Genomic DNA, 4,980 nt, shown 5'->3' with positions numbered 1-4,980 from the left:
TACCCGCGCGCGGGTCGACAGGCATGTGTTTGATCAGCTCGAGCGGGACGGCCACCACTGCGAATTCACCGGCTGCCGCAGCCTCGGCCGCAGACGCTGCCCGCGCTGATGGGCCGAGTTCAGCAATCAAGTCACGGAGGGTCTCGGGTCCGCGCGAGTTGGCGATGACGACGTCGTAGCCGGTCGCGATGGCCGCACGGGCGATCTGGCTACCGACCTCGCCCGCGCCGATGATGCCAATCGTTGTCATTGGTGCCTTCCCTGTGGATGGTGGCATCGGCGGGTGTGAGTCGTCAGCGCGTGACGGCGCGTTCGATCAGCTGCAACACGGCGGTCTTGGCGCGACGCACCTCGTCCTCACCGATGCCTGACTTGTGCAGGAATCGATTCCCTGCATGACGGCGATCAACGCACGAGCGGTCTGCTCGGCATGTGCGTCATCCTTGGTATCGAGTTATGGAGTGATTCCTCAAAAATTGCAGAGGCGGCTCGTCTTGGTGACAGGACCACTCGCAGGCAAGACCGCTCTGGTGACAGGCGGATCCAGGGGCGTCGGCGCGGGCATCGTCGCCCGATTGGCCGCCGACGGGGCACAGGTGGCATTCACCTACGCGAACTCCAAGGAACGCGTGCACGACGTGGCCGCCGCCGTGGCCGCGGCAGGAGGCGTCGCACACGCGATCCGCGCAGACAGCCTGGCCGAAGAGGATGTGGTGTCCGCGGTCGCGCACACCGTCGACCGGTTCGGCGGCCTCGACATCCTGGTCAACAATGCCGGTGTCGGCAGTTTCACCGAGATCACCGACCTGACGATGGCTCAGATCGACGCGATGCTGACGGTCAACGTGCGGTCGGCGATCGTCGCAATCCGGGAATCGCTGGCACACTTGGGCGAGGGTGGGCGAATCGTCAACATCGGCAGCATCAACGCCGACCGCATGCCTTTCTCCGGCGGGTCGATCTATGCCATGACCAAAGGCGCACTGTCCAGCCTGACCCGTGGACTCGCCCGCGAGCTCGCCCCGCGCGGAATCACTATCAACAACGTGCAGCCAGGCCCGGTCGACACCGACGCCAACCCTGCCGATGGCCCAGCCGCGTCGGCGATGCTCGGCGTGATGGCGGTTGACCGATTCGGGACCGCGGCGGAGGTCGGCGCTTTCGTTTCCTTCCTCGCCGGGCCCGAAGCGGCCTACATCACCGGCGCCAGCTTGAACATCGACGGCGGATTCGGCGGCTGATGCCGGCCGGGCCCCGGAGGACCAGGGCATGCACCATGCAACGGGAAACGGCCATGACGGGGGAGTTTCCGCTGTGAGGGGTCCTGGAAGAGTCCCCCACCCGCCGCGCGGGCTGCCTACGCTGTCCTCATGAACAACCGGGACGCAGTCAGCGCGTTTCTCCGCTCCCGACGCGAGCGGATAACGCCCGGGCCGGCGGGGCTGCCGACATACGGTCAGCGGCGGGTGCCCGGACTGCGCCGGGGTGAGGTCGCCACGCTCGCCGGGGTGAGATGTCGGTTACGCACTCCCCAAATGCCCGCGACAGGGAGGGAGACGACGATGTCACCTCTCCCTACTCCCTACAGCAGCCCCACGATTCGGCGCTGTGAGAGCGCGGATCGTGGTTGATCGGTTTGGCAGTGGTCGAACCGCCAACATCGGTCCGCGGACCCGGGACACGGGGTCCGGCGCGGACGGATGTCCTCAGATCAGTCTTCGACCACATTGCTACCACCAAGTCGGTATAAGCATCTTGAAATGCCGATGAGCGGATATCAACCGGCGAACTTCGCGGCGGCCTGCGCGGTGACCGGGGTGAAGAGGTTGATCAGGTTGCCGTCGGGATCGCGAAACAGCAACGACCGGTTCCCCCACGGCATCGTCGTGGGCTCGTTGACGAAATCCTCGACCGTATCCCGCAACCGCCGGTAATCGGCATCGACGTCGGGGACCAGGAATTCGATGATCGCGGTGTGATTGTCGGCTGGGTGCGCGCTGCCCGCACCGAACAGCGCCACGGTGCGGGTGCTTCCGATCGCGAGGGTGCCGACCGGTGTGACGATTTCGGCGAAATCCGGTGTAGCCCAGTGTGCTTCGACGCCGGTCACGTGGTGATAGAAACTGACCAGCCGCTGGATGTCGTCAGTGATCAGACGGATCGAGACGAGCTTCATTGTGTGCTCCTGCTGTCGGATGAGGCGGAGGTTCCACCGCCGCACGCCACGGTAGAGTCGATACCGGACAGTTTCCGCCCGGTATGGATGCGAGAATTTCCCGATGACGCGCCCCACCGCCCGAGTGCTGGCCCTGCTCGAGCTGTTGCAGACCGGCGGTACTCATACCGTCGGCGAACTCGCCGGACGGCTCGGCGTCGATGAACGCACCGTCAGGCGATACGTCACACATCTCACCGACCTGGATATCCCGGTCCGATCGGTGCGGGGCCGCTACGGGGGCTACCGGCTCGCTCCCGGATACCGAATGCCACCGCTGATGCTGACCGACGACGAGGCGGTGGCCGTGTTACTCGGGCTCCTCACCAGACGCGGCGCCGACCGGCCGACAGCGGCCGCCCACGCAGCCGACAGCGCGACGGCCAAACTCCGCCGCGTCCTACCCGCACGTCTGACGGCCCGGCTGGACGCACTGATCAACACCGTCGAATTCACCGCCGACGCGCGCCCGGAAGTGGCTGTCGAGACCGCTGTCCTGCTCCGGCTCGCCGAGGCGACCCGCGAGCACCGACCGGTCGCAATCGGGTACACCGACCGAAACGGGCGGTCCAGCCAACGGACCGTGCACCCCTACGGGCTCGTCGACCACTCCGGCCGGTGGTATCTGACAGGGATGGACAGCAACAGCGACGAACTACGCCAGTTCCGGCTGGACCGCATCACCGCGGTGAGCACACAGCCCGGAACGTTCGCTCCGCCCACCGAATTCGAGCCAGCCGCTCATCTGCTGTCCGCATTGGCCAACGCGCCCTATCGGCACGAGGTATCGATCCGAGTCCAGGGCACACTCACCCAGGTCCGCCCGCTGCTCCCTGCGACGATCGCGACCGTGCATGAGATCGACTCGCAGCCCACTGACACCAACCCGTGGGTCCGGATCCGAATCCGCGCCGAACAACTCGACTGGATTCCCGCCCTGCTCGCCGGCCTGAACCGCCCGTTCATCATCGAGCACCCCGACACACTCAACGACGCCGTTCGCGCCCTGGCCCGCCGACTCACCGCGGCCGCCGACGGCCTTACCGACTGATTCAAACGTGTTCGCCATTTACATCAATTTTGGGGGATATATTCAGGTCCGCTAACACCCGCTCATAATCATCTGTGTAAAACATATCCGTACTGTCTTTAGGGTCCCCGAACAATGCCAGCAGCTCAGCCAAGGCATCACGCTCGGCCGGGCTAACCAAAATTTGACGCTTCACAAGACTGGCACACAGATTATCGACCAACAAGGTCCACTCACCGACATCGCTGAAAGATCGGTAATCAGCCAGCATTTCAGGCCCAAGGCGGTCCGCGAACCGTTCCAGAAGTTCCCGGGAACCGTTGCTAAGCTTCGCGAATCTGGCCAACTGTTCCGGAGTGAACTGTCGCCTTTTGCGCCTCGTGCTGGGTCTTTCATCAGAATCCATCTGAGTCACCTGACTCTCGAGGCGGTTCTACATCGACTGGGAACGTATGGCCCGCTTGGCCGTTGGCGCGCTGCGCACCGAGGCAGGGAAGAACCCCTACGACCGGGAGCCATCGAACCTGATCGGTGAATTGTCCACCCGCAGTGACGCTTTCCGCGTGATAAGGGGCTCCCAGGACGTCTGTGTCTTCAGCCAGAGCACCAAACGCCTCCACCGCGGCAGCCTTTCTTTGCTCAGCCGGACGCCGCGAGCCGGGTGGCGTCGCATCGGGCGCGCATCACCACATCCGCTCGGGGTTCCGCCGGAGCGGGCGGGTGATGCGCGCGGTTGTCGTCGATGAGTTCGTCGAGGGCGTCGCGGGCGCGGGTGAGTTCGGCGATGTGCTCGGTCAGCCGGTCGCGTTCCTGCGCCATCCGCTCGAGGGCGATCTCCGAATTCTGCTCGCTGGGGGCGTCGACACAGCACACCAGCTGGGAGATCGTACGGCTGGACAACCCGGCCGCATACAGCCGGCGCAGCAGCAGCACCCGGTCGACGTGGTCGAGGGTGTAGTGCCGTTGGCCACTGGGGCTTCGGGTGCTGGCCAGCAGCCCCTGTTCCTCGTAGTAGCGCAGCGACCGGACACTGACTCCCGTGTGCGTGGACAACTCCCCGATCCGCACAGCCGTCCTCCTCGTGATCCGCGACACAGACGGTTGCTTCTCACATCCATGTCAGCTTTTAGCGTAGGTCTATCGCCGGTGCCCCGGCGACTCGGACTACCTGGAGAAGCGACATGGCATCCCTATTCGAGCGCTCTCGGCTCGGTGACCTGGTACTACCCAACCGCGTGGTGATGGCCCCGATGAGCAGAGTCCGCGCCGCCGCGGGCGGCCTGGCCACCCCATCCATGGCCAGTTACTACGCCCAGCGGGCGACCGCTGGCTTGATCGTGAGCGAGGGAACGCACCCGAACCCGGTGGGGCAATCCAATCCGGGCACCCCCGGACTGCACACCGGCGAACAGGTCGCGGCGTGGCGGCAGGTGACCGATGCCGTGCACGTCAACGGTGGGCGCATCTTCGCGCAGCTCATGCACGGCGGCCGGGTCTCCCACCCGGACACCACCGGACTGCGGCCGGTCGGCCCGTCCGCCGTGGCCGCGACCGGCGAAGTGTTCACCCCCACCGGGCCACAGCCTGTGCCCGTCCCCCGCGCCCTGGATATCGCCGAGATCCCCGAGCAGGTCGCGGCCTACGCCGAGACGGCGCGCCGGGCAATCGACGCCGGTTTCGACGGCGTCGAACAGCACGGTGGGTACCGGTATATGATATCGCAGTTGCGGTCCTC

The 4,980-nt window shown here is 65.6% G+C and carries 7 protein-coding genes and 2 pseudogenes; 5 read left to right on the top strand and 4 right to left on the bottom strand.

Going from position 1 to position 4,980, the window contains the following annotated elements:
• On the bottom strand, nt 1-250 hold a 250-nt coding region (locus ACFWPJ_RS24515; protein WP_378854728.1), incomplete at its 3' end, for an NAD(P)-binding domain-containing protein.
• A 247-nt stretch (nt 251-497) separates the two neighbouring features.
• On the opposite strand from ACFWPJ_RS24515, the gene ACFWPJ_RS24510 reads away from it, so the two are divergent.
• Nucleotides 498-1,241, top strand: coding sequence for an SDR family oxidoreductase (locus tag ACFWPJ_RS24510; protein ID WP_378854727.1), 744 nt, complete (start codon nt 498-500; stop codon nt 1,239-1,241).
• Between the two features lie 129 nt (nt 1,242-1,370).
• Nucleotides 1,371-1,511: pseudogene (locus tag ACFWPJ_RS24505) on the top strand (transcriptional regulator); the annotation flags it as partial.
• A 266-nt stretch (nt 1,512-1,777) separates the two neighbouring features.
• Here ACFWPJ_RS24505 and ACFWPJ_RS24500 read toward each other — a convergent pair.
• Complete coding sequence (locus ACFWPJ_RS24500; protein WP_378854726.1) at nt 1,778-2,176, bottom strand: VOC family protein; 399 nt, start codon at nt 2,174-2,176, stop codon at nt 1,778-1,780.
• A 103-nt stretch (nt 2,177-2,279) separates the two neighbouring features.
• Between ACFWPJ_RS24500 and ACFWPJ_RS24495 the strand changes: the two genes are divergently transcribed.
• Nucleotides 2,280-3,266 (top strand): helix-turn-helix transcriptional regulator, encoded by a 987-nt coding sequence (locus tag ACFWPJ_RS24495; protein ID WP_378854725.1) that lies wholly within the window; start codon nt 2,280-2,282, stop codon nt 3,264-3,266.
• A 1-nt stretch (nt 3,267) separates the two neighbouring features.
• On the opposite strand, the gene ACFWPJ_RS24490 is transcribed toward ACFWPJ_RS24495, so the two are convergent.
• Complete coding sequence (locus ACFWPJ_RS24490; protein ID WP_378854724.1) at nt 3,268-3,651, bottom strand: hypothetical protein; 384 nt, start codon at nt 3,649-3,651, stop codon at nt 3,268-3,270.
• Nucleotides 3,652-3,682: 31 nt separating this feature from the next.
• On the opposite strand from ACFWPJ_RS24490, the gene ACFWPJ_RS24485 reads away from it, so the two are divergent.
• Nucleotides 3,683-3,991 (top strand): hypothetical protein, encoded by a 309-nt coding sequence (locus ACFWPJ_RS24485; protein WP_378854729.1) that lies wholly within the window; start codon nt 3,683-3,685, stop codon nt 3,989-3,991.
• Here the strand turns inward: ACFWPJ_RS24485 and ACFWPJ_RS24480 are convergent.
• Nucleotides 3,885-4,313 carry a MerR family transcriptional regulator gene (locus ACFWPJ_RS24480; RefSeq protein ID WP_378854723.1) on the bottom strand — a complete coding sequence of 143 codons (429 nt, stop codon included), beginning with the start codon at nt 4,311-4,313 and terminating at the stop codon, nt 3,885-3,887. The two genes, ACFWPJ_RS24485 and ACFWPJ_RS24480, sit on opposite strands and share 107 nt — an antisense overlap.
• Nucleotides 4,314-4,426: 113 nt before the next feature.
• Between ACFWPJ_RS24480 and ACFWPJ_RS24475 the strand changes: the two are divergent.
• Nucleotides 4,427-4,980: pseudogene (locus tag ACFWPJ_RS24475) on the top strand (alkene reductase); the annotation flags it as partial.

Origin of the sequence: Nocardia sp. NPDC058497, from assembly GCF_042720195.1 — a bacterium.
Lineage (GTDB): Bacteria > Actinomycetota > Actinomycetes > Mycobacteriales > Mycobacteriaceae > Nocardia.
This window is presented reverse-complemented; position numbering and strand designations above follow the sequence as displayed.